The organism is Micromonospora sp. DSM 45708 (genome assembly GCF_039566955.1).
Lineage (GTDB): Bacteria > Actinomycetota > Actinomycetes > Mycobacteriales > Micromonosporaceae > Micromonospora.
Window position 1 is genome coordinate 3223577 of sequence record NZ_CP154796.1, and the last position, 25325, is coordinate 3248901.

2 protein-coding genes are annotated in these 25325 nt (G+C 76.8%); both read right to left on the bottom strand.

What is annotated here, in order from left to right; all coding sequences use genetic code 11:
- Positions 1 to 8 precede the first annotated feature (8 nt).
- Positions 9 to 14786 carry a type I polyketide synthase gene (locus tag VKK44_RS14115; RefSeq protein ID WP_458351665.1) on the bottom strand — a complete coding sequence of 4926 codons (14778 nt, stop codon included), beginning with the start codon at positions 14784 to 14786 and terminating at the stop codon, positions 9 to 11.
- Positions 14783 to 25108, bottom strand: coding sequence for a type I polyketide synthase (locus tag VKK44_RS14120; RefSeq protein ID WP_343447420.1), 10326 nt, complete (start codon positions 25106 to 25108; stop codon positions 14783 to 14785). The genes VKK44_RS14115 and VKK44_RS14120 overlap by 4 nt, the downstream gene beginning before the upstream one ends.
- Positions 25109 to 25325 lie beyond the last annotated feature (217 nt).

Sequence of the window (25325 nt, forward strand, 5' to 3'; positions counted from 1 at the left end):
CGCGTGCCTCAGGACAACCCGAGATCGCGGTCGAGAAGGTCGAAGAGCTCCTGGTTGCTGGCCGTCCGCAGCCGGTCGGCCACCTCACCGCCCGGTTCCGCCGGCTCGTCGGCGCCGAGCCGTTCCAGCAGCCGGTGCAGCCGCATGGTGATCCGCACCCGGCCGAGGTCGTCGCGCTCCCGCAGCGTGAGCGCCTCCTCCAGCCGGTCCAGCTCCTCCACGGTGGGCAGTTCCCGCTCCGAGGACTCGTCGACGAGCTGGGCGCGCAGGTGCTCGGCGAGGGCCTGCGGGGTGGGGTAGTCGAACACCACCGAGCTGGCCGGCGCGAGGCCGGTGAGCCGGGCCAGCCGGCCGCGCAGCTCCACCGCGGTCAGCGAGTCGAACCCGAGGTCCCGGAACGGCCGGTCGGCCTCCAGCGCGTACGGGCTGTCGTGGCCGATCACCTCGGCGGCGGCGGCGCGGATCAGGTCGACAAGCAGCCGGTTCTGCTCGGCGACGGTCAGGTCGGCGAGGCGCTTGCGCAGTTCCGCGAGCGTCTCCGTGCCGCCGGTGTCGGCCGGGTCGGTGCCGGCGGGCGGGGCCGCCACCTCGGGCAGGTCGCCGATCAGCGGCCGGGGCCGGGCGGCGGCGAAGACCGGGGCGAAGCGCGCCCAGTCCACGTCGGCGACGGTGAGCACCGGGTCGTCGCCGGAGATCGCGGCGCGCAGCGCGGCCATCGCCGGTTCCCGGTCGAGCAGCGTGACGCCGCGGCGGCTCATCGCGGCGGCGTGGTCGGCGTCGACCATGCCACCGCCGGCCCACGGCCCCCAGTTCACCGACACCACCCGCGCCGGTCCGGCCGGACGGGACTGCGCCCAGGCGTCCAGGAACGCGTTGGCGGCGGCGTACGCGCCGTGGTCGCCGACGCCCCACGCGGCGGCGATGGAGGAGAAGTAGACGACCAGTTCCAGCGCCGCCGGGTCGAGCAGCTCGTCGAGGTGGCGGGCGCCGGCGGTCTTGCCGGAGACCACGTCGGCCAGTTCGTCGGTGGTGACCGCGCGCAGCGGGTTGAGGCGGCCGACGCCGGCGGCGTGCACCACCGCGCGGACCGTCTCGCCGTCGGCGCGCAGCCGGTCGAGGAGCGCGGCGACGGCGGCGCGGTCGGCCAGGTCGCAGGCGAGCACCCGGGCCTGCGCGCCGAGGTCGGCCAGCTCGGCCACCGTCTCGGCGACGCCGGGCGCGTCCGGGCCGCGCCGGCTGACCAGGATCACCTTGCGGGCGCCGTGCCGGGCGAACCAGCCGGCGGCGTACCGGCCGATCGCGCCGGTGCCGCCGGTGATGAGCACGGTGTCCGGGCAGGTCCAGGTCGGGGCGTCCGGGCGGGCCGGGCGGGGCGCCCGGGCCAGCCGGCGCAGGTGCACGCCGGCCGGGCGGACCGCGAGCTGGTCCTCGCCGTCGGTGTTCGTCAGCGCCCGCAGCAGGTGCTCCCCGGTCGCGGCGTCCAGGTCGGCCGGCAGGTCGAGCAGGCCACCGGCGTGCGCCGGGTGTTCCAGCGCGGTGACCAGGCCGAGCCCCCAGGTGGTGGCCGCGTCCGGTCGGGTGAGCGGGTCGCCGGGGCCGGTGCTGACGGCCTGCCGGGTGAGCAGCCACAGCGGCCCGGTCGGCGCGACGTCGGTGACGGCCTGGACCAGCGCGAGGTTGCCGGTGAGACCGGCCGGCACGCCCGGGTACGCCGGATGGGGTCGCTCGTCCAGCGCCAGCAGGGAGACGATCCGGCCGGGCCCGTCCGGCAGGTCACCGGCCAGGTCGGCGCGGGTCACGGTGGCCGGGTCGACGGTGAGCGTGCGCGCCGTCCCGCCGTGCGCGCCGATCAGCGCGGCGATCCGCTCCGCCGGGTCGGCCGCCGCGTCGGCGGGCACGACGAGCAGCCAGTCCCCGGTGGCGGGGCCGGCGGTGAGCTGCCGGCGGGGCCAGGTGATCCGGTAGCGCCAGCCGTCGGCGACCGCGTCGGCGCGACGCCGCTGGTGCCAGTCGGCGAGCGTGGGGAGCTGGTCGCGCAGCGGCCGGTCCGGGTCGACGCCGAACCGGGTCGCCAGGGCGTCGCCGTCACCGGCGGTGACGACCTGCCAGAACGCGTCGTCGACCGGGTCGGCGGCGGCCGGCGCGGCGACGCCGACCAGCTCGCCGTCGGCGACCGGCCAGAAGCGCTGGTGGCGGAACGGGTACGTGGGCAGCGCGGCGGGGTCGGCGTCGGGCAGCAGCGCCGCCCAGTCCACCGGCGTGCCGTGGCAGTGCAGCCGGGCCAGCGCGCCGAGCAGCGTGGCGACCTCGTCCCGGCCGGGGCGTTGCACGCCGGTGACCAGCGGTCCGCCGTCCGGCAGCAGGTCGCCGGCGAGCGCGGTGAGCACCGTGTCCGGGCCCACCTCCAGCAGCGTGCCGACGCCGAGGTCGCGCAGGTGGGTGACGGTGTCGCCGAAGCGCACCGCCTCCCGGACGTGCCGCACCCAGTAGTCGGGGGTGCGGATCAGGTCGGCGTCGGCGACGCGGCCGGTCAGGTTGGACACCAGCGGCACGACCGGCGCGGCGTAGTCCAGACCGGCGGCGACGGTGGCGAACTCGGCCAGCATCGGCTCCATCAGCGGGCTGTGGAACGCGTGGCTGACGGTGAGCCGCTTGGTGCGTACGCCGAGGGTGGTGAAGTGGTCGGCGAGCGCGGACAGCGCGTCGTCGGCGCCGGCGACCACGACGGCGGTCGGCCCGTTCACGGCGGCGACCGCGGCCCGGTCGGTGTGCCCGGCGAGCGCCTCGGTCACCTCGGTCTCCCCCGCGGCGACGGCGAGCATCCCGCCGCCGGCCGGCAGCGCCTGCATGAGCCGGCCCCGCTGGCCGACCAGCGTGCAGGCGTCCGGCAGCGACAGCACGCCGGCGACGTGCGCGGCGGTGATCTCGCCGACGGAGTGCCCGGCCACCAAATCGGGGCGGACGCCCCAGTCGGCGAGCTGCCGGTGCAGCGCGACCTCGACGGCGAACAGTCCGGCCTGGGTGAACACGGTCTGGTCGAGCAGCGCGGCCTCGGCGCTGCCGTCGGGCGCGAAGAGCACGCTCTTCAGCGGGTGGGGCAGGTGCGCGTCGAGGTGTTGGCAGACCTCGTCGAGCGTCTCGGCGAACGCGGGCAACGCCTGGTACAGCTCGCGGCCCATGCCGGCGTGCTGGGCGCCCTGACCGGAGAAGACCATCGCCAGGGTGCCGCCGGGTGCGGCGACGTCCCGCTGCACGGCGGGGTGGCTCTCGCCCGCCGCCAGGGCGCGCAGCGCGGCCCGCCGGGTGTCCGGGTCGGCGGCCAGCACCACCGCGCGGTGCCGCAGGTGGGAACGGGCGGTGGCGAGCGTCCGCGCCACCGCGGCGGCCTCGTCGTCGAGGTCCGTCGCGGTTAGCCGGGCGGCCTGCGCGCGCAGGCTCTCGTCGTCGGCGGCGGAGAGCGGCCACGGCAGCAGCGGCAGCAGCGGCCGGGGCTCGGCGTGGTCCGGCTCCGCCGGGGCGTCGTCGGCGGGTGGGGCCGCTTCCAGGACGACGTGGGCGTTGGTGCCGCTGACCCCGAACGCGGACACCGCCGCGCGGCGCGGCCGGTCCGTCTCCGGCCAGGGCCGGGCCTCGGTGAGCAGGGCCACGCCGCCGTCGGACCAGTCGACGTGCGGGGTGGGCTCGTCCACGTGCAGCGTGGGCGGGAGCTGGCCGTGCTGGAGCGCCAGCACCATCTTGATCACGCCGGAGACGCCGGCCGCGGCCTGGGTGTGGCCGATGTTCGACTTGACGGAGCCGAGCAGCAGCGGACGGTCGGCGGGGCGGTCCTGCCCGTACGTGGCGAGCAGCGCCTGCGCCTCGATCGGGTCGCCGAGGCGGGTGCCGGTGCCGTGCCCGTCGACCGCGTCCACGTCGGCCGGGGTGAGCCCGGCGTTGGCCAGGGCCTGCCGGATGACCCGCTGCTGGGCGGGGCCGTTCGGGGCGGTCAGGCCGTTGCTCGCGCCGTCCTGGTTGACGGCGGAGCCGCGCACCACGGCCAGCACCCGGCGGCCGTCGCGGCGGGCGTCGGAGAGCCGTTGCAGCAGCACCAGGCCGGCCCCCTCGCCCCAGCCGGTGCCGTCGGCCGAGCCGGCGAACGACTTGCACCGGCCGTCGGCGGCGAGGCCGCGCTGCCGGGCGAACTCCAGGAACGGCCCGGGGGTGGCCATCACGGTGACGCCGCCGGCCATCGCGAGGTCGCACTCGCCGGCCCGCAGCGCCTGCACCGCGAGGTGCAGCGCCACCAGTGACGACGAGCAGGCGGTGTCCACGGTGACGGCGGGGCCCTGCAAGCCGAACGTGTAGGACAGCCGACCGGAGACCACGGCGGCGGCGTTGCCGGTGGCCTGGTAGCCCTCGGTGTCGGCGCGGGCAGCCATCAGCAGCGTGGCGTAGTCCTGCCCGTTGGTGCCGACGAACACGCCGGTGCTGCTCTCCCGCATGTCGGCCGGGGCCAGGCCGGCGCGTTCGAACAGCTCCCATCCGGTCTCCAGCAGCAGCCGCTGCTGCGGGTCCATCACCAGCGCCTCGCGGGGCGAGATGCCGAACAGGCCGGCGTCGAAGCCGCCGACGTCGGTGACGAAGCCGCCCTCCCGGGCGTACGAGGTGCCGGGCGTGTCCGGGTCGGGGTCGTAGATGGCGTCGAGGTCCCAGCCCCGGTCGGCGGGGAACGGCCCGATCGCGTCGCGGCCCTCGGCGACCAGCCGCCAGAACTCCTCCGGGCTGTCCACGCCGCCCGGGTAGCGGCAGCTCATCGCCACCACGGCGATCGGTTCGTCGAGTGCGGCGACGGCCCGGGTGGGCGCGGGCGCGGCGTCGGTGACGCCGAGGATCCGGTCGGCGAGCCAGCCGGCCAGCAGCGCCGGGGTGGGCCGGTCGAAGACCAGCGTCGCGGGCAGCCGCAGCCCGACCGCCTCGGCGATCCGGTTGCGCATCTCCACCGCGCTCAGCGAGTCGAAGCCGATGTCGCGGAACGGCCGGTCCGCGCCGACCGCCTCGGCGGAGGCGTGGCCGAGCACCGCTGCGGCGTTGCTCCGGACCAGTTCCAGCAGGGCGCGGCGGCGGTCCGGTTCGGCCAGTCCGGCGAGCCGGCCGCGCAGCGGGGACGCCTCGGCCGGCTCGTCGTCGCCGCGGGTGGCGGCGAGCAGGCGGGCCACCTCGGGCAGGTCCTCGATCAGCGGGCGCGGGCGGGCCAGCGCGTACGTCTGGTGGAACCGGTCCCAGGCGATGTCCGCGACGGCGAGCGTGACCTCGTCGGTGGCGAGCGCCCGGGCGAGCACGGCGACGGCCAGGTCGGGGCGCATCGGCCGGACGCCGGAGCGGAACATCTGGTCGGCGGCGCCCTCGGTGTCCATCATGCCGCCGCCGTCCCAGGCGCCCCAGGCCACCGCCGTGGCGGGCCGGCCGCGTCGGCGGCGGTCCTCGGCGAGCGCGTCGAGGAACGCGTTGCCGGCGGCGTAGCCGCCCTGGAGGCCGCCGCCCCAGACGCCCGCGCCGGAGGAGAGCAGCACGAACGCGGCGACGTCGTCGCCGAACGTCCGGTCGAGGTTGACCGCGCCGGCCACCTTGGCGTGCAGGCCGTCGGCGAGCGCGGCCAGGTCGGTGCCGTCGAGCGGGCCGGCGTGCGCGACGCCGGCGGCGTGGAAGACCGCGTCGACGCGGACGTCCTGCCCGGCGAGCCGGTCGACCAGGCCGCGCAGCGAGTCGGGGTCGGCGACGTCGCAGGCGGCCACCGTGACGCGGGCGCCGAGCGCGGTCAGCTCCGCCTCCAGTTCGGCCGCGCCGGGCGTGGCGGGGCCCTGCCGTCCGGTGAGCACGAGATGGTCCGCGCCGTCGGTGGCCAGCCAGCGGGCCACGTGGGCACCGAGCGAGCCGAGGCCGCCGGTGACCAGGACCGTGCCGGCGGGCCGCCAGCCGGTGCCGTCGGGCGGGGTGTCGCCGCCGGCGCGGGCGAGCCGCCGGCCGAACAGCCCGGAGGGGCGGACCGCGAGCTGGTCCTCGTGTCCCACACCGGCCAGCACGACGGCGAGCCGGCCCCGGGCGCGGCGGTCCAGCACGGCGGGCAGGTCGACCAGGCCGCCCCAGCGGTCCGGGTGTTCCAGCGCGGCGACCCGACCGAGGCCCCAGACCAGGGCCTGCCCGGGGTGGTCGAGCGGGTCGGCCCGGCCGGTGGTGACCGCGCCCCGGGTGGCGCACCACAGCGGCGCGGCGCAGCCGACGTCGCCGAGCGCCTGCACGAGCGCGAGGGTGCCGGCGAGCCCGGCGGGCACGACCGGACGGTCCGGGTGGCCGGTCTCGTCCAGCGCGAGCAGGGAGAGCACGCCGGTGAGCGCGTCGGTGTCGAGGTCGGCGAGCTGCCCGGCGAGGGCCGCCCGGTCCGGGTCGCCGACGGTGACCGGCACCACGCCGGCGCCGGCCTCGCCGAGGGCGGCCACGACCTGCCCGACCAGCGGGTCACCGGCGTACGCGGCGGGGGCGACGAGCAGCCAGGTGCCGGTCAGCCGGGCGGCGGTCGCGGTGGTGAGCGGCGTCCAGCGCACCCGGTACCGCCAGGCGTCCACGGTGGACTCGTCGCGGCGGCGTTGCCGCCACTCGGTGAGCAGCGGCAGCGCCTCGCCGAGCGTCCGGGCGTCGCTGCCGTCGACGTCGAGGGTGGCGGCGAGCGCGTCGGCGTCGGCGCGCTCGACGGCGTCCCAGAACTGCCGGTCGGCCTGGTCCTCGACGGCCGCGACCGGGCCGGTGCGGACCGGCGACTCGGGCCAGTAACGCTGCCGGTGGAACGCGTACGTGGGCAGCGGCACGGGCGCGCCGGCGCTGACGCCGCAGACCGCGGCCCAGTCCACGGCGACGCCGCGGGTGTGCAGCTCGGCGAGCGCGGTCAGGACGCGTGGCCACCCGCCGGCGTCACGGCGCAGCGTGTTCACCACGGCGGCGTCGTGTTCGGCGTCGTCGATGGTCTCCTGCATGCCGAAGCTGAGCACCGGGTGCGGGCCGACCTCCAGGAACACCTGGTGGCCGTCGGCGAGCAGGGTCCGCACGGCCTGCTCGAAGTTCACCGTCTGGCGCAGGTTGCGGTACCAGTAGTCGGCGTCGAGCGTGGTGGTGTCGGTGGGCCGGCCGGTGAGCGCGGAGTAGAACGGCACCTCGGCCGGGCGGGCGGTGATCCCGGCCAGGCTGGCCAGCAGACGGTCGGCGACCGGCTCGACGTGAGGCGAGTGGGAGGCGTAGTCGACGTCGAGCGGGCGGACCCGCACGTCGTCGGCGGCGCAGGCGGCGACCAGTTCGGCGAGCGCGTCCGGGTCGCCGGCGACCACCACCGACCCGGGTCCGTTGACCACCGCCAGGCAGAGCCGGCCGGGCCAGCGGTCGAGCATCCGTTCGACCCGCTCGGCGGGCAGGCCGACAGAGGCCATGCCGCCCCGGCCGGCGATGTCGGCGAGCACCTGGCTGCGGAGCGCGACGATCCGGGCGGCGTCCTCGAGGGAGAGCGCGCCGGCCACGCAGGCGGCGGCGATCTCGCCCTGGGAGTGCCCGACCACGGCCCCGGGCCGGACGCCGAGGGAGCGCCAGAGCCGGGCCAGGGAGACCATGACGGCCCAGAGCGCGGGCTGCACGACACCGGAGGCGATCAGCGGGGGCGCGCCGTCGGCGCCGCGCAGCACGTCGGTCAGCGACCAGTCGACCCAGGGCGTGAGGACGGCCTCGCACTCGGCGATGGACGCGGCGAAGACGGGTGAGGAGTCCAGCAGGTCGACGGCCATGCCGGGCCAGTGGCCGCCGTGGCCGGAGAAGACGAAGACGGGCGCCGGGTTGCGCAGCGCGGTGCCGGTGACCACGGTGGGCACGGTCTCGCCGTCGACCAGCGCGGTGAGGCCGCGGGTCAGTTCGTCGGCGTCCCGGCCGAGCACGACGGCGCGGTGTGGGAAGGCCGCCCGGCTGCTGGTCAGCGCGTGGGCCACCTCCGCGGGGGCGAACTCGGGGTACGCGGCGAGGTGGGCGCGCAGCCGGACCGCCTGGTCGGGCAGCGCGGCCCGGTCGGCGGCGGAGAGCGCGAACGGGATCACGCCGGCGTCGACGGCGGCGCCGGGCCGGAACTCGGCCGGGGCGGCCGGCGCGGGGGCGTGTTCCAGGATGACGTGGGCGTTGGTGCCGGAGATGCCGAACGACGACACGGCCGCGCGGCGGGGGCGGTCCCGGTCGGGCCAGGGCGTCGGGGCGGTCGCGAGGGTGATCGCGCCGGCGGTCCAGTCGACGTGCGGGGAGGGTTCGTCCACGTGCAGCGTCGGCGGGACGATGCCGTGCCGCATGGCGAGGACCATCTTGATGATCCCGGCGACCCCGGCGGCGGCCTGGGTGTGGCCGATGTTCGACTTCACCGAGCCGAGCAGCAGCGGCGTCTCGCGGTCCTGCCCGTACGTGGCGAGCAGCGCCTGCGCCTCGATCGGGTCGCCGAGCGTGGTGCCGGTGCCGTGTGCCTCGACGGCGTCCACGTCCGACGTGGTCAACCGCGCGTTCGCGAGGGCCTGCCGGATGACGCGCTGCTGCGACGGGCCGTTCGGGGCGGTCAGGCCGTTGGACGCGCCGTCCTGGTTGACCGCGCTGCCCCGCACGACGGCCAGGACGCGGCGGCCCTCGCGTTGCGCGTCGGCGAGTCGCTGCACCAGCAGCACGCCGGTGCCCTCGCCCCAGCCGGTGCCGTCGGCGGCGGCGGCGAACGACTTGCAGCGGCCGTCCGGGGACAGACCCCGCTGGCGGGAGAACTCGATGAACGTGCCCGGCGTCGCCATCACCGTCACGCCGCCGGCGAGCGCCAGGTCGCACTCCCCGGAGCGCAGCGCCTGCACCGCCAGGTGCAACGCGACGAGCGACGAAGAGCAGGCGGTGTCGACCGTGACGGCGGGGCCTTCCAGGCCGAACGAGTAGGCGACGCGGCCGGAGAGCACGCTGGCCGAGGTGCCGGTGCCGATGTAGCCCTCGACCTCGGCGGGCATCTCCATCAGGCGGGACGCGTAGTCGTGGTACATGACGCCGGCGAACACGCCGGTGCGGGAGCCGCGCAGCGTGGCCGGGTCGAGGCCGGCGGATTCGAACGCCTCCCACGACGTCTCCAGCAGCAGCCGCTGCTGCGGGTCCATGGCCAGGGCCTCACGCGGCGAGATGCCGAAGAAGCCGGGGTCGAACTCGGGTGCGCCGTAGAGGAAGCCGCCGTGTCGGGTGTAGGAGGTGCCGCTGCGGTCCGGGTCGGGGTCGAACAGCGACTCCAGGTCCCAGCCGCGGTCGGCCGGGAACTCGGAGATGCCGTCGCCGCCGCTGGCCAGCAACTCCCAGAGCTGCTCCGGGTTCTCCACCCCGCCGGGGTAGCGGCACGCCATGCCGACGATCGCGACCGGCTCGTCCAGGCCGGTCGTGGTGGCCGCCTCCGGGGTGCCGGTGGTGTCGGTGCGGGCGCCGGCCAGTTCGGCGTACACCTGGCCGGCGAGGATCTGCGGCGTCGGGTAGTCGAAGACCAGTGTGGACGGCAGTCGCAGCCCGGTGGCCGCGTTGACCCGGTTGCGCAGGTCCACCGCCGTCAACGAGTCGAAGCCGAGTTCCCGGAACGCCCGGTCGGCCGGCACGGCGTCCGCGCCACCGTGTCCGAGCACCTGGGCCACCAGGCCGCGGACCAGCGCGTCGAGCTGGTCGCGGGCCTCCTGCGGGTCGAGGCCGGCGAGTCGGTCGGCCCAGTTGCCCCGGCCGGCCTGGCGCCGGGTGGTGACCGGGCCGAGCAGCGCCCGCAGCAGGGACGGCACCCGGCCGCCGACGATCTGGGCCCGCATGGCGGGTACGTCGATGACGGCCGGCACGAGCGTGGCCCGTCCGGCGGTCAGCGCGGTGTCGAACAGTTCCAGGCCGACTGCAGGGCTCATGGCGCCGAGGCCGGCGCGCGTGGAGCGGGCCCGGTCGACGTCGGACTGGGACGCGGCCATGCCTTCGGTGTCCCACATGCCCCAGGCCAGGCTGACCGCCGGCAGTCCGCCCTGCCGCCGGTACGCGGCGAGCGCGTCGAGCACGCCGTTCGCGGCGGCGTACGCGGCCTGGCCGGGTGAGCCGAGCACCCCGGCGACCGACGAGAACAACACGAACAGGTCCAGGTCGAGATGCCGGGTGGCCTCGTGCAGCCACCACGCGGCCGTCGCCTTCGGCGCGAGCACGTTCGCCAACCGCTCCGCGCTGATCGACGACACCACCCCGTCGTCCAGCACACCGGCGGTGTGCACCACCCCGGCGAGCCGACCTTCGACGCCCGCCACCAGCCGGACCACCTGGTCCCGGTCGGTCACGTCACACGCCACCACCGACACCGACACACCCAACCCGGTCAACCGCCCGACCAGCGCGTCCGCACCCGGCGCGGCCGGCCCCTGCCGCGACACCAACACCAGCGACCGCACCCCGTGCCCGGTGACCAGGTGCTCCGCGACCAGCGCACCGAGCGAACCGGTACCGCCGGTGACCAGCACCGTGCCGGCACCGACACCGTCCCGCGCCGCCGCGTCACCGCCGGCGCTGCCGCCGGTCGCCGGCACGAGCGCGGCGCGGACCAGGCGCGGCGTCAGCACCGCGTCACCGCGCAGCGCCACCTGCCCGCCGGTGCCCGGCAGGTCACCGAGCACCCCGGCCAGCACCGACACGACCCCGGCGTCCGCGTCCCGGTCCAGGTCGGCCAGCACGATCCGCTCCGGATGCTCCGACTGCGCCGACCGCAGCAGACCCCACACCGCCGCGCCCGCCAGATCGGTGACCCGGTCCCCGTCTGCGGCGGCCACCGCACCGCAGGTGGTCACCACCAACCGCGAGTCGGCGAGGGGCTCGGCCGCCAGCCACGCCTGCACGGCGGCCAGCACGTCCGACGCGGTCACCCGCACCGCGTCGGGCACGTCCGCCCCGGACGCCCCGGTCACCGGCAGCACCAGCGTGTGCGGCACGTCCTCCCCCGCGTCGGCGGCGGCCGGCACGTCCGGGTACCCGGGCAGCCCGTCGATCGACGCGCCGAGCACCGCCCAGCCGGCGAGGTCGTCCACGGGTGGCACCGGCTCCGGCTGCCACGACACCTCGAACAGGGACCGGGCCGCCGCACCCGGCGCGGTCAGGCCGGTCATCTCCCGCAGGACCACCGTGTCCACCGACACGACCGGCGCTCCGGCGTCGTCGGCGGCGACCAGGCGCACCGCGCCGCCGTCACGGGACAGCCGGACCCGCAGCGCGGTGGCGCCGACGGCGTGCACCTGCACGCCCTCGAACGCGAACGGCACCCGGGGGCCGCCGCCCTCGGCGGCGAGCAGCAGCCCGATCGGGTGCAGGGCGGCGTCCAGCAACGCCGGGTGCACCGCGAAGCCGGTCCCGCCGCCGGCGACCTCCTCGGGGAGCGCGATCTCGGCGTACACCTCGCCGGCACCGGTCCAGGCGCGACGCAGGCCCCGGAACGCCGGCCCGTACGCCAGGCCGTGCTCGGCCAACGTGTCGTACCAGCCGTCCAGGTCGACCTCGGTGGCGGTGGTCGGCGGCCAGGCCGGCAGGCCGGGCTCGTCGGCGACGGCCGGTTCCAGCACGCCCTCGGCGTGCCGCACCCAGCCGGCCTCCGGGTCGTCCTCGGCCTGGGCGTGCACGGTCACCACCCGGGTGCCCGCCTCGTCGGCCGGGCCGACCCGCACCTGCACCCGGACGCCACCGGCGGCGGGCAGCACCAGCGGTGCGGCGATAGCCAGCTCCCGCAGCCGGGACACGCCGACCTCGTCGCCGGCCCGGACCACCAGCTCGACGAGCGCCGCGCCGGGCAGCACCACCACGTCGCCGACCGTGTGGTCGGCCAGCCAGGGGTGGGTGCCGGTGGACAGCCGGCCGGTGAGCAGCACCATGTCCTCGCCGGCCACGGAGACGGCGGCGCCGAGCAGCGGATGCCCGGCCGCGCCGAGGCCGGCGCCGGAGACGTCGGCGAGCCGGCCGACCGGCTCCAGCCAGTACCGCTCGTGCTGGAACGCGTACGTGGGCAGGTCGACCGGGCGGGCGCCGGCGTCGGCGAGCAGCGCGTCCCAGTCGACGGTCAGGCCGGCGGTGTGCAACCGGGCCAGCGCCTCCAGCACGGCGCGGGGTTCGGGGCGGTCCTTGCGCACCAGCGGCACCAGCACGGCCGCCGGGTCGGCGAGCGCGCCCTCGGCCATCGCGGTGAGCACGCCGCTGGGCCCGAGTTCGACGTACGTGCCGACGCCGGCCTCGGCGAGCCGGTCCACCGCGTCGGCGAAGCGCACCGCCTCGCGGACGTGCCGCACCCAGTAGTCGGCGGTGGTGATCTCGTCGGGCCCGGCGATCCGGCCGGTCAGGTTCGACACGATCGGCACGGTGGGCGGGGCGTAGTCGAGTCCGGCGGCGACCGCGGCGAACTCGGCGAGCATCGGTTCCATCAGCGCGCTGTGGAACGCGTGGCTGACCCGCAGCCGGTGGGTGGGCGTGCCCCGGTCGGCCCAGTACGCGGCGAGCGCGTCGATCGCCTCGGCCTCGCCGGAGACCACCACGGCGGCGGGCCCGTTGACGGCGGCGATGCCGGCCTGCCCGGCGACACCGGCCAGCGACGCGGTCACGTCCGCCTCGGCGGCGGCCACGGCGAGCATGCCGCCGCCGGCGGGCAGCGCCTGCATGAGCCGGCCGCGCGCGGCGACCAGCCGCGCGGCGTGCGCCAGCGACAGCACGCCGGCGACGTGCGCGGCGGCCAGCTCGCCGATCGAGTGGCCGACGAGGTAGTCCGGGGTCAGTCCGAACGAGCGGGCCAGGCGGTGCAGCGCCACCTCGACGGCGAACAGGCCGGCCTGGGTGAACTGCGTCTGGTCCAGCAGGTCGCCGTCGCCGAACAGCACCGGCTTCAGCGGCTGCGGCAGCAGCGGATCCAGGTGCGCGCAGACCTCGTCCAGCGCGGCGGCGAAGACGGGGAACGCGGCGTACAGGTCGCGGCCCATGCCGGCGCGCTGCGCGCCCTGCCCGGAGAAGAGGAACGCGACCCGGCCGCGCGGCGCGGCCGCGCCGGTGACCACGGTCGGGGTGGGTTCACCATCGGCGAGCGCGCGCAACCCGGCGAGCAGTTCGTCGCGGTCGGCGGCGAGCACCACGGCCCGCGCGTCCAGGTTGGTGCGGCGGCGGGCGGCGGCGGCCCAGTCGACCGGCCGGGTGTCGGCGGTCACGTGGTCGGCCCAGCGGCGGGCCTGCGCGGCGAGCGCCTCGGGGTCGCGGGCGGAGAGCAGCACCGGCGCCAGCGGCGGCGGCGTGCCGGGCGTGGGCTCGGGCTCGTCGACGGCCGGCGGCTGCTCGACGATGACGTGCGCGTTGGTGCCGCTGATGCCGAACGACGACACCGCCGCCCGGCGGGGCCGGTCCGACTCCGGCCAGGGCCGCGCCTCGGTGAGCAGGGTGACCGCGCCGGCCGACCAGTCGATGTGCGGGGACGGCTCGTCCACGTGCAGCGTGCGGGGCAGCACGCCGTGCCGCATCGCCTGGACCATCTTGATGATGCCGGCGGCGCCGGCCGCCGCCTGGGTGTGGCCCAGGTTCGACTTGACCGAGCCGAGCCACAGCGGGTCGCGCCCGTCGCGGTCCTGCCCGTACGTGGCAAGCAGCGCCTGCGCCTCGATCGGGTCACCCAGCGTGGTGCCGGTGCCGTGCGCCTCGACCACGTCCACGTCGGCCGGGGACAGCCGCGCGTTCGCGAGGGCCTGCCGGATGACGCGTTCCTGGCTGGGGCCGTTCGGGGTGGTCAGGCCGCTGCTGGCGCCGTCCTGGTTGACCGCGCTGCCCCGGATGATCCCGTGGATGCGGCGGCCGTCGCGTTGCGCGTCGGAGAGACGTTGCAGCAGCAGCATGCCGACGCCCTCGGCCCAGCCGGTGCCGTCGGCGGACGCGGCGAACGACTTGCACCGCCCGTCGGCGGCCAGGCCGCGCTGGCGGGAGAACTCGGCGAAGACGCCGGGCGTGGAGAGCACGGTGACGCCGCCGGCGAGCGCCAGGTCGCAGTCGCGCTGACGCAGCGCCTGCACGGCGAGGTGCACCGCGACCAGCGACGACGAGCACGCGGTGTCGATGGTGACGGCCGGGCCCTCCAGCCCGAACGTGTACGCGACGCGTCCGGACACCACGCTGCCGGAGTTGCCGGTGCCGAGGTAGCCCTCCACCCCCTCCGGCAGGTCCAGCACCCGGGAGGCGTAGTCGTGGTACATCACGCCGGCGAACACGCCGGTCCGGCTGCCGCGCAGCCGCTGCGCGTCCAGCCCGGCGGATTCGAACGCCTCCCAGGTGCTCTCCAGCAGCAGCCGCTGCTGCGGGTCCATGGCGAGCGCCTCGCGCGGCGAGATGCCGAAGAAGGCCGGGTCGAACTCGGTGGCCTCGTAGAGGAAGCCGCCCTTGTCGGTGTAGGACGTGCCCGGGTTGTCCGGGTCGACGGAGAACAGCCGCTCCAGGTCCCAGCCCCGGTCGGTCGGGAAGTCACCCACCCCGTCGCGGCCGTCGGCGACGAGCTGCCACAGCTCGTCCGGGCCGTGCACGCCGCCCGGGTAGCGGCAGGCCATGCCCACGATGGCCATCGGCTCGCGGTCCTTGGCCTCCACCTCGCGGACGCGCCGCCGCGCCTCGCGCAGGTCGGTCGTGGCGCGGCGGAGGTAGTCGAGGAACTCTGCCTCAGTGGGCATCGGGGCGCTCCGTATCGGGATCAGAGGTCCGGGGCATCTCAGGCGGTTCCGAGTTCGTCGTCGAGGAGGTGGAACAGTTCCTCGGCGCTGGCGGAGCTGAGGTTGCCGTCACCCGCGGCGGGGTCGTCGGCGCCGCCGTCGGCGTACGTCCAGAGCGAGAGCAGCTCGCGCAGCCGGACGGCGACGGCGGCGCGGTCGGTGTCGTCGTCGGCGATGGCGCGCATCGCGCTCTCCAGCTTGTTCAGCTCGCCGAGCACGGACAGCGCGGACGTGCTCCGCTCGGCGAGCAGCGCGCCGCGCAGGTGGGTGACCATCGCGGCGGTGGTGGGCCGGTCGTAGATCAGCGTGGACGGCAGGCGCAGCCCGGTGGCGGCGCTGAGCCGGTTGCGGAACTCCACCGCGGTCAGCGAGTCGAAGCCCAGCTCGACGAAGCCCTTCTCCTCGTCCACGTCGCGGATCGAGGCGTAGCCGAGCACCGCCGCCGCGTGCGTGCGGACCAGGTCGGAGAGCACCCGGTCGCGGTCCGCCTCGGCGGTGGCGGCGAGCGTGTCGCGCAGCGCCGCCGCCGCGTCGCCGGCCGGGTTCGCGGCCGGTCCGGCGTCGGCGGTACGGACCAGGCCGTGCAGCAGCCGGGGCAGCGCCGGGCCGAGCCGGCCGAGCACCGCGTGGTCCAGGCTGACCGGCGCGATCGCCGGCTCGTCGTGGCGCAGTCCCTCGGTGAACAGCGCCATGCCCTCGTCCGGGCCGAGCGGCCGGAAGCCGGCCCGGCTCATCCGCCGCTCGTCGACGTGGCCCTGCGGCCCGCCGGGCTCGTCCGGGTTGGCCCACGGCCCCCACGCCATGGACGTGACGGCGAGGCCGCGCGCCCGGCGGTGGTGGGCGAGCCCGTCGAGGAACGCGTTCGCGGCGGCGTGGTTGGCCTGGCCGGGCCCGCCGAACAAGCCGGCGGCGGAGGAGAACAGCACGAACGCGGCGAGGTCCAGCTTCTCGGTCAGCTCGTGCAGGTGCCAGGCGGCGTCCACCTTGGGCGCGAGGACGGTGTCGAACCGGGCCGGGGTGAGCGCCGGCAGCACGCCGTCGTCGAGGATGCCAGCGGCGTGCACCACGCCGACCAGCGGCCGGTCGGCGGGGATCTCGTCGAGCAGCACGGCGAGCGCGTCCCGGTCGCTGACGTCGACGGCGACGACCTGCGCGGCGGCGCCGAGCGCGGTCAGCTCGGCGACCAGGTCGGCCGCGCCGGGCGCGTCCGGGCCGCTGCGGCTGGCCAGCAGCAGGCGCGGCACGCCGTGCCGGGTGACCAGGTGCCGGGCGACGAGGCGGCCGAGCGCGCCGGTGGCGCCGGTGACCAGCACGGTGCCGGCGGACAGGTCCGGTTCGGGCCGCTCCGGCGGCGGGCCGAGGCGGACCAGCCGGGGTACGCGGATCTGGCCGGCGCGCAGCGCGAGCTGCGGTTCGCCGGTGCCGAGCGCGGCCGGCAGCGCCACCGACGAGCGGGGGTCGTCGTCGAGGTCGAGCAGCACGAAGCGGCCCGGGTTCTCGGACTGGGCGGATCGGATCAGCCCCCACGCGGCGGCGGCCGGCAGGTCGGCCGGCCGGTCGCCGGGTTCGGCGCGGACCGCGCCCCGGGTGATCACGACCAGCGGCGTCCCGGCGAGTGTCTCGCGGGTGAGCCAGTCCTGTGCCAGCGCCAGCGTCTCGTGGGTGAGCAGGTGCGCGGCGCGGGCCGGGTCGGGTTCGTCGGCGCGCTGCCCGATGACGGTGGCGATGACCGCGTCGGGCCGGGCCGCGCCGCCGGTCACGGCCGTCACCAGGTCGTCGAGATCCCGGTACGCCTCGACGCCGGGCCACTCGTCGGCGTCGCCGAGCACGGCGAGGCGGGACGGGCGGCGGTCGCCCGGCTCGGGGGTGATCCAGTCGAGTCGGTGCAGCGACCGGGCGGCCGTCCGGCGGGCGGTGTCGAGCTGGTCGGCGCTGATCGGGCGCAGGACGAGCGCGTCGAGGGAGGCGACCGGCACCCCGCCGGTGTCGGTGACGGTGGCGGCGACCGCGCCCTCGGTGGCGGTGAGCCGGACCCGCAGTTCCCGGGCCCGGGTGGGTTGGATCGCGAGCCCGGTCCAGGAGAACGGCAACCCGGGCCCGGCGGCCGGGTGCGCGCCCGTCGCCGCTGCACCGCTCGCCGGTCCGTCGGCGGCGGTCGGGGCCGTGGTGGCGCGATGCAGCGCGTCGGCGCCGATGGTGTGCAGCGCGGCGTCGAGCAGCGCCGGATGCAACGTGAACGGGTCGGCGGGGGCGTCGGTGTCGAGCGACACCTCGGCGAGGAGATCGTCGCCGCTGCGCCAGGCGGCACGCAGCGCCCGGAACGTCGGGCCGTAGCCGTATCCCTGCTCAGTGAGGTGCGGGTAGAGCGCGTCCAGCGGGATCGGTTCGGCGTCGGCGGGCGGCCAGGCCCCGCCGGCGGCCACGGTGACCGGGCGGGTGGGGGCGAGCACCCCGGTGGCGTGCCGCTGCCAGGTGCGCCCGGCGCCCGGCGTGTCGCCGCCGTCGTCGAGGTGGGAGTGGATGGTGACCGGCCGGCAGCCGTCGCCGTCGGCGGCCCCGACGCGGACCCGCAGGTCGACGCCGCCGGTGGGCGGGACGACGAGCGGCGCTTCCAGGACCAGTTCGGTGACGTGGGCGGTGTCGACGGCGCGTCCGCTCCAGGACGCCAGCTCGACCAGGGCGGTGCCGGGGAGCAGGACGGTGCCGAGCACGGCGTGGTCGGCCAGCCAGGGGTGGGTGGCCAGGGTGAGCCGGCCGGTGAAGAGCAGGCCCTCGTCGCCGGGCAGGTCGGCCACGGCGTGCAGCAAGGGGTGGTCGACCGCGTCGAGGCCGGCGGCGGGCAGCCCGGCCGGGCCGGTGCCGCCGCGCGCCAGCCAGTACCGGTCCCGCGCGAACGGGTACGTGGGCAGGTCGATCGTGTCGGTCGGGGTGAGCACGACGCTCAGGTCGACGGGCAGGCCGATGGTGTGCGCGGTGGCCAGGCTGGTCAGCAGTCGGGTCGGGTCGTCGTCACCCCGGCGCAGCGTCGACAACGTGTGCCCCGCCGTGTCGGTGTCGTCGAGGATCGCGGTGACCGGCATGGTCAACACCGGATGCGCGGACACCTCCACGAACGTCGTATGCCCCGCCTCGATGGCGGTGCGCACCGCCTGCTCGAACCGCACCGGCTGCCGCAGGTTCGTGTACCAGTACTCCCCGTCCATGCTCTCCGGATCGGCCCAGTCCCCGGTCACCGTCGACACCATCCGGACCTGCCCCGCCTGCGGGGCCAGCCCGACCAGATCGGCGAGCATCCGATCCCGGATCCGCTCCACCGCCGGATTGTGCGAGGCGTAGTCGAACGGCACCGGCCTGGCCCGCACCCCCTCACCCACCCACCGCTGACGCAGGTCGGCCAGCGTCCCAGGCGGCCCCGACACCACCACATGACCGGGACCGTTGAGCACCGCCACCACCGTGCCCGCCAGCCCCTCAATCCGCGCGGCGACCTCGTGCTCGGGCAGATCCACCGCGAGCATTCCGCCGGAACCCGCAAGAGTGGACAGCGCTCGGGCCCGCAGAATCACCGCCTTCGCCGCGTCATCGAGGGACAGCACCCCCGCCACACACGCGGCGGCCATCTCCCCCTGCGAATGCCCGATCACCAACGCCGGACTGATCCCGGCAGCCCGCCACACCTCCGCCAGAGACACCCCGACCGCGAACAGGACCGGCTGCAACACCTCCACCCGGTCCAACCAGGCGTCATCGGCACCGGTCAACACCGACACGAGATCCACGTCCAGGAACGGCGCGAACGCCCGCTGACACTCGGCAAGCCGACCGTCGAACGGCGCGCACCGACCCACCAGACCGGCCGCCATCCGCACCGACTGACCACCCTGACCCGGAAACACGAACACCGGACCCGCACCGTGCTCGATGCTCGTACCGGTCACGACACTCGCCGCCGGTGCCCCGGACGCCAGCGCGTCCAACCCGGCCAGCAGCTCGTCGCGGTCGGTGCCCACGATCGCGGCGCGCTGGTCGAGCGCGGCGCGGGTGGAGGCGAGGGACCAGGCCACCGCCGCGGGCGGCTGGTCCGGGTGCGTGCGGACGTGCCGGGCGAGCCGTTCCGCCTGGCTGGTCAGTGCCGCGGTCGAGCGGGCGGACAGCGGCCAGAGCACCGCGTCGGTCCGGACCAGCCCGGCCGGTGCCGGCAACTCCGACGCGGGCGCGTCGGGCTGCTCGGTGCCCACGTGCGTGTCGGCCTGCTCGATGACCACGTGGGCGTTGGTGCCGGAGATGCCGAACGACGACACCGCCGCCCGACGCGGCCGGTCCACCGCCGGCCACGCACACGCCTCGGTCACCAGCTCCACCGCGCCGGCCGACCAGTCGATGTGCGGCGACGGCGCGTCCACGTGCAGCGTGGCCGGCACGGTCGCGTGCCGCATCGCGAGGATCATCTTGATCACGCCGGCCACGCCGGCAGCGGCCTGCGCGTGACCCATGTTCGACTTGACGGACCCCAGCAGCAGCGGCGTCTCGCGGTCCTGCCCGTACGTGGCGAGCAGCGCCTGCGCCTCGATCGGGTCACCCAACGTGGTGCCGGTGCCGTGCGCCTCCACCACGTCCACGTCCGACGTGGACAACCCGGCGTCCGCCAGGGCGGCCCGGATCACCCGCTGCTGCGACGGCCCGTTCGGCGCGGTCAGGCCGTTCGACGCGCCGTCGGAGTTGACGGCCGAGCCGCGGACCAGCGCGAGCACCCGGTGGCCGTGCCGGCGGGCGTCGGAGAGCCGTTCCACCAGCAGCATGCCGACGCCCTCGGACCAGCCGGTGCCGTCGGCGGCGGCGGCGAACGACTTGCACCGGCCGTCGGCGGCCAGCCCACCCTGCCGGGAGAACTCGGCGAACGTGTCCGGGGTGGCCATCACGGCGACGCCGCCGGCCAGCGCCAGGTCGCACTCGCCCCGGCGCAGTGACTCCCCGGCCAGGTGCAGCGCGACCAGCGACGACGAGCAGGCGGTGTCCACGGTGACGGCCGGCCCTTCGAGCCCGAGCGTGTACGCGACCCGCCCGGAGATGACGCTGTGCGCCCCACCGGTCATCAGGTAGCCCTCGGTGCCCTCGGGGACCTCGGTCAGCCCGGTGCCGTAGCCGGAGGTGGACGCGCCGACGAACACCCCGGTACGGCTGCCGGCCAGGCCGGTCGGGTCCACGCCGGCCCGTTCCAGCACCTCCCAGGCGGCCTCCAGGGTGAGCCGCTGCTGCGGGTCCATGGCGAGCGCCTCGCGGGGCGAGATGCCGAAGAACGCCGGGTCGAAGCCGGTTGCCTCGGGCAGGAACCCGCCGGCCGGCGTGTAGCCGCTGTCCGGCGCCGGCACGGCCCAGCCCCGGTCGGTGGGGAAGCCGCCGATCGCGTCGACGCCGTCGGCGACGAGGCGCCACAGCGTCTCCGGGCCGTCCACGCCGCCCGGGTACCGGCACGCCATGCCGACCACCGCGATCGGCTCGTCCGCGCCGGCGGTGACGGCCGGCGCGGCCGGCGCGGCGGCGTCCGCGCCGAACGCGGTGACCCGCAGGTGCCGGGCCAGCTCGGCCGGGGTGGGGTGGTCGAAGACCAGGGTGGACGGCAGCCGCAGGCCGGTGGCCTCGTTCAGCCGGGTCCGCAGGTCCACCGCGGTCAGCGAGTCGAAGCCGAGATCCTTGAACGGCCGGCCGCGCAGGTCGTCGGCGGTGGCGTGGCCGAGGACCCGGGCGGTCTGCTCGTCGACCAGCCGCAGCAGCTCCCGCTCCTGGTCGGCCTCGGGCCGGCCGGCCAGGTGGCGCAGCGCCTCGGTGACGCCGGCCGGCGCGGCGGCGTCCCGCGCCGCCTCGGCATCGGCCAGCGCGCGGACCTGCGGCAGTTCGGACAGCAGCGGGCTGGGCCGGGTGAGCGTGAACGCCGGGTGGAAGCGGCTCCAGTCGACGTCGGCGACCGTGACGCCGGCGGTGGGGCGGTCCAGCGCCCGGTCCAAGGCCACCAGGGCCCGCGCCGGGTCGATGGTGGGCAGACCCATCCGGTGCAGCTGCTCGGTGGCGGCGTTCTTCGCGGCCATGCCGTCGGCGCCGCCCCACGCGGTCCAGGCCACGGCGGTGGCGGTGAGCCCCCGGTCGCGGCGGTGCACGGCGAGCGCGTCGAGCAGCGAGTTGCCCGCGCCGTACGCGCACTGTCCGGCGCTGCCCCAGGTGCCGGAGACGGAGGAGAAGAGCAGGAACGCGGCCAACGGCCGGTCGGCGAGGCACTCGTCGAGGTGCAGCGCGCCGAGCACCTTGCCGGCGACGACGTGCGCGAACTCGTCGAGTGTGGTGCCGGTCAGCGGGGTGAGCTGGTCGGTGCCGGCGGCGTGCACCACCGCGGTCAGGTCCGGCAGCGAGTCGAGCAGCGCGGCGACCGCCGTACGGTCGGTCATGTCGCAGGCGGCGGCGGTGACCCGCCCGTCGGCGCCGTGCTCGGCGAGCAGGGGGGCCAGGCCGGGGGTGTCGGCGCCGCGCCGGCCGGCCAGGACGACCCGCCGGGCGCCCCGGTCCAGCAGCCAGCGGGTGACGTGTCCGCCGAGCGCACCGGTGCCGCCGGTGACCAGGACGGTGGCGTCGGCCCACCGGTCGCCGGCCGGCCGCTCCGGCGCGGGGGCGGGGACGAGCCGGCGACCCCAGACGCCGCCGGCGCGGACCGCGACCTGGTCCTCGTCACTGCCACCGGCGAGCACCGCGGCGAGGCGGCGGCGCACGGCGTCGTCGGGCACGGCCGGCAGGTCGATCAGGCCGCCCCACCGGTGCGGCTGCTCCACGGCGGCGGCCCGGCCGAGGCCCCAGACCAGGTTCTGCACCGGGTCGGTGAGCCGGTCGGCGGGTCCGGCCTTGACCGCGCCGCTGGTCAGGCACCAGACGGGCGCGGTGAGGTCGACGTCGGTCAGCGCCTGGAGCAGCACCAGCGTGGTGGCGGCGGCGACGCTGACGCCGGGGTGCTCGGGCAGCAGCCGGTCCTGACCGGCGACCAGGTGCAGCACGCCGGCCACCGGCGCGTCACCGATCGCGGCACGCAGCCGGCCGGCGAGCGCGGCGCGGTCCAGGTCGTCGGCGCCGAGACGTAGCACCGTCGCGTCGTCGACGAGCGCGGGCAGGTCGTCGGCCCAGCCGGGAGGGGCGTCCGTGGGCAGCAGCACCAGCCAGCGGCCCGTCGGCCGGTCCCCCTCGGCGACCGGGACCGGCTGCCACCGCACCTGGTACGACCAGCCGTCCACCACGGACCGGTCGTGCCGGCCGCGACGCCAGGCGGAGAGCACGGGCAACGCGGGCCGCAGCGTCTCCACCGGGTCGGGGCCGGCGGCGGCGCCGAGCTGGTCGCGCAGCGCGTCGATGTCGGCGCGTTCCACGGCGGCCCAGAAGTCGGCGTCCGCGCCGCTCGCCTCGGTGGCGGGCGCGGCGGCCGGCGGCTCGGGCCAGAACCGCTGGCGGTGGAACGCGTACCCGGGCAGCCGGACCCGGTGCGGGTCGGCGCCGGCGAACAGCTCCCGCCAGCCGACCGGAACGCCGGCGACGTGCAGTTCGGCGAGCGCGGTGAGCAGCGCCTCCGGTTCCGGCCGGTCCCGGCGCAGCAGCGCCACGGCGGTGGCGTCCGGGCCGGTCAGCTCCCGGGTCAGCGCGGTCAGCACGCCGCTGGGCCCGACCTCCAGGAACGTGCCGGCGCCGAGCGCGCGCAGCCGGGTCACGCCGTCGGCGAAGCGGACCGTCTCCCGGACGTGCCGCACCCAGTACGCGGAGGTGCGGATCTCGTCCGGGTCGACCGGCTCGCCGGTCAGGTTGGACACGATCGGCAGGGCCGGCGCGTGCCGTTCCAGCCGGTCGACCACGGCGGCGAACGCGGCGAGCATCGGTTCCATCAGCGGGCTGTGGAACGCGTGGCTGACGGTGAGGCGCTTGGCGCGTACCCCCTGGGTGGCGGCGCGGCGCTCGACCTCGGCGATCGCGTCGGCGGCGCCGGAGACCACGACGGCGGCCGGCCCGTTGACGGCGGCGACGCCGATCGGCCCGTCGACGCCGGCGAGGAGCGCCTCGACGTCGGCGGGCGCGGCGGCCACGGAGAGCATCGCGCCGCCGGCCGGCAGTTCCTGCATGAGCCGCCCGCGCGCGGCGACCAGCGTGGCGGCGTCGGCGAGGCTGAACACGCCGGCCACGTGCGCGGCGACCACCTCGCCGATGGAGTGGCCGGCCAGCAGGTCCGGCCGCACGCCCCAGGAGTCCAGCAGCCGGCACAGGGCCACCTCGACGGCGAACAACGCGGCCTGGGTGTACTCGGTCCGGTCCAGCAGGGCGGCGTCAGCGGTGCCGGGTTCGGCGGCGAGGATCGGTCCGAGCGGGCGGGGCAGGTGCCGGTCGAGTTCGCGGCAGACCTCGGCGAGCGCGTCCGCGTACGCGGGGAACGCGGCGGCCAGCTCCCGGCCCATCCCGGCGCGCTGCGCGCCCTGCCCGCTGAACAGGAACGCCACCTGCCCGCCGCGCGGGCCGGCGCCGGTGACCAGGCCGGACGCGGTGTCGCCGGCGGTCAGGGCACGCAGTCCGGCGCGCAGCGCGTCGCGGTCCGGCGCGAGGACGACGGCCCGGTGGTCGAGCGCGCCCCGGGTGGTGGCCGACGACCAGCCGATGTCGACAAGCGGCGGGGTCCCGCCGTCGAGGGTGTCGGTGGCGGTTTGGTGGGCTTCGCCGGCGTCGAGCCAGTCGGCCCAGCGGGCGGCCTGGGCGGCCAGGCCGGCGGCGTCGCGTGCGGAGAGCAGCACCGGCACCAGACCGGCGGCCAGCACCGGCGCCGGACCGGCCACCGGCGAGGCGGCGGCACCCGACGCGGTGGCGGCGTCCGGCGGAGCGGCGGCCTCGGCGTCCGGGGTCGCCGGGGCGGCGGCGGCCGGCTCCGGCGGCGGTGGGGCCTCCTCGACGATCACGTGGGCGTTGGTGCCGCTCATGCCGAACGAGGAGACACCGGCCCGGCGGGGCTGCTCCCCGGGCGGCCAGGGCAGCGGCTCGCGCAGCAGCGACACCGCGCCGGCGGACCAGTCGACGTGCGGGGTGGGCGCGTCCACGTGCAGCGTGGCCGGCAGCCGCTCGTGGCGCAGCGCCATCACCATCTTGATCACACCGGCGACGCCGGCGGCGGCCTGGGTGTGGCCGATGTTCGACTTCACCGACCCGAGCCGCAGCGGCCGGTCGGCCGGCCGGCCCTGCCCGTACGTGGCCAGCAGCGCGGTGGCCTCGATCGGGTCGCCGAGGTTGGTGCCGGTGCCGTGCGCCTCCACGGCGTCGACCTGCTCCGGGGCGAGCCGGGCGCTGGCCAGCGCCTGGAGCACGACCCGCTGCTGGGAGGGGCCGTTGGGGGCGGTGAGCCCGTTGGACGCGCCGTCCTGGTTGACCGCGCTGCCCCGGATCACGGCGAGGACCGGATGGCCGTTGCGGCGGGCGTCGGAGAGCCGTTCCAGCAGCAGCACGCCGACGCCCTCGCCCCAGGCGGTGCCGTCGGCGGCGGCGGCGAACGCCTTGACCCGGCCGTCGGCGGCCAGGCCGCGCTGGCGGCTGAACCCGACGAACGCGGCCGGGGTGGACATGACGGTGGCGCCGCCGGCGAGCGCGAGCGTGCACTCGCCCTGCCGCAGCGCCTGACCGGCGAGGTGCATCGCGACCAGCGACGACGAGCAGGCGGTGTCGACGGAGACGGCCGGTCCCTCGATGCCCAACACGTACGAGATGCGGCCGGAGACGACGCTGGCGGCGGTGCCGGTGAGCACGTACCCCTCGACGCCGGGCGGGGGTGTCTGGAGCAGCGCCGCGTAGTCCTGGCCGGTGGTGCTGGCGAACACGCCGACCTGGTGGCCGCGCAGCGTCGCCGGGTCGATGCCGGCGTGCTCGAACGCCTCCCAGGACGTCTCCAGCAGCAGCCGCTGCTGCGGGTCCATGCCGAGCGCCTCACGCGGGCTGATGCCGAAGAAGCCGGCGTCGAACTCGGTGGCCGAGTCGAGGAAGCCGCCCTCACCGACGTAGGAGGTGCCGGGGTGGTCGGGGTCCGGGTGGATGAGCCGCTCCAGGTCCCAGCCACGGTCGGTGGGGAACGTCGAGACCGCGTCGGTGCCGCTGTCGACCAGCCGCCACAGGTCCTCCGGGGAGCGCACCCCGCCGGGGAACCGGCAGCCGATGCCGACGACGGCGATGGGCTCGCGGTTCGCGGCCTCCAGCTCGCCGAGCTTCCGCCGGGTCTGGTGCAGGTCGGCGGTCATCCATTTCAGATATTCCCGGAGGGTGTCCTCAGTCGCCATCAGCGCCACCTTTTCGGGCCGGAACAACAGGCGACCCAATACCGTTCGGCGCGATCACGAATAGCGTTGACCGACGCCCACCAGGTCTCACTTACGGTGAGGAAGGTAATTGCCTGGCCAGACGGGTCACAACCCCTAGGACGCCCCTAGGGCCGCCCCTAGCAGGGACGCCGCCGTGAGGTGCGCAGGCTGGGCCGGTACGCCGCCGCGAGCGGCC

What these genes read in the sequence shown, in the direction of transcription:
- VKK44_RS14120 (WP_343447420.1), bottom strand. Translation starts at nt 25,108, where the DNA reads ATGGCGACTGAGGACACCCTCCGGGAATATCTGAAATGGATGACCGCC.